Raw genomic sequence first — 1,052 nt, 5'->3', positions numbered from 1 at the left:
CTTTCCATTCAAAAACCGCCTGTTTTACCAGACGGTTTCGTGGCGGGATAAACCTTCATGGGGTACCCCGACACCCCAAGTTTTTTTACTTCGTTTTCGAGGCATCCCCAGATAAATTTAGATCGCCATGAAAATCACCTCCAGGTTTCTGATTGATAATCACAATCAGTCTACCCAGAGGTGCTCTTCATTTCAGTTCACCTTGTATTAGACGCTTACGACCAATCTTTACTGACGCATCATTAAGTACATACGACTTTTCATGACTGTCATAAAACCCGACAATAACACCGCTTGCTTTACAGAATTCCTAATTTTTCGGCTTCCTGTATAACTTCTTCATCACTCATATTGTCAACGTTTATCATATCCGCAAATGCAGCTGGTCCTCCGCCCGCATATGCAGCTGTTCCGTATTCATCTTTCAGTTTTCTACGGAGCTCTTCTACATCTACATAAGAATCTTCAGAATCATTATCATCCCAGAACATATTTTCTCCCTTCGGTAATACTCAAAACGGACAATGATCGTCTGCAACAAACGAAAATCATTTTTCTCAGCACATTCTTCTGTCATTGATCTGTATGATGCTTAAATTGTCTGATGCTATAATCGGCATCTCCAACATAGCAAATATTCTATGCAGCTTACTCATTAAATCTGCCCAACATATTTTATGAAGTCAGAATGGATACACATCAACTGCAGTAGAACCAATCAATTCCCTGTTTTTTAAAAAAAGAAGTGCATGCAGATACATATGTCAGAGCATTTAACTATCAGTACAAATAGATTTTCACTTTTATTCTTGATAAACATTTTACCAGAAAATGGCATTCATTCAGCAGTGAAATCAGCAAAAAGCAATGAAAAAAGCAATGAAAAGGGCAGGTCCGGTTAATCAATCCTGCTCTCTTCTCCTTCTCCGATTATTCCACTCCTCGCAGCTCCAAAGTACTTCCATTTTCCGTATTCTTTACAACAAGCTGCTGAACGATGCTTTCCTGCAGCCGATCTACATGAGAGATGATTCCGACAAGATGACTGCTGC

At 39.5% G+C, this 1,052-nt stretch carries 1 protein-coding gene; it reads right to left on the bottom strand.

Annotated features, from left to right (window positions below; all coding sequences use genetic code 11):
- Nucleotides 1-299 precede the first annotated feature (299 nt).
- Complete coding sequence (locus tag C1714_RS13735) at nucleotides 300-491, bottom strand: hypothetical protein (protein ID WP_102343796.1); 192 nt, start codon at nucleotides 489-491, stop codon at nucleotides 300-302.
- Nucleotides 492-1,052 lie beyond the last annotated feature (561 nt).

Origin of the sequence: Galactobacillus timonensis (assembly GCF_900240265.1) — a bacterium.
Taxonomy (GTDB): Bacteria; Bacillota_I; Bacilli_A; order Erysipelotrichales; family Erysipelotrichaceae; genus Bulleidia; species Bulleidia timonensis.
The sequence above is the reverse complement of the archived record's forward strand: the minus strand, read 5'-3'. Positions and strand labels throughout refer to the sequence as shown.

What these genes read in the sequence shown, in the direction of transcription:
- C1714_RS13735 (WP_102343796.1), bottom strand. Translation starts at nt 491, where the DNA reads ATGTTCTGGGATGATAATGATTCTGAAGATTCTTATGTAGATGTAGAA.